The following is a 228-nucleotide window of genomic DNA, read 5'->3' on the forward strand; positions in this document are numbered from 1 at the left end:
TTTCCGGGGTGATCGATCGGCTCTGGCGGGCCGAGGCTAGCCGCACCCGGGCCCGCGGGGGCCCCGGACACGGCCTGGCCATCGGCCAGGCGGTCGTCCACGCGCTCCACGGCACCGTGCGCATCACCTCGCACACCGGCTCTGGGACCGCCGTCACCGTCACGCTCCCCGCCCTGCCGCCCCGGTGGCCACGTGGAGCGCGTGGTGGCCAGGGTCGCGTCGCGGCAA

Annotated in this window: 1 protein-coding gene; it reads left to right on the top strand. The window is 76.8% G+C overall.

All coding sequences use genetic code 11. The features are described 5' to 3' along the window. Nucleotides 1–228: cell wall metabolism sensor histidine kinase WalK (locus KVT44_RS57635; protein ID WP_217577285.1), on the top strand; the 228-nt coding region annotated here is incomplete at both ends.

It is taken from the genome of Streptomyces sp. GbtcB7, assembly GCF_019091445.1.
Taxonomy (GTDB): Bacteria; Actinomycetota; Actinomycetes; order Streptomycetales; family Streptomycetaceae; genus Streptomyces; species Streptomyces mirabilis.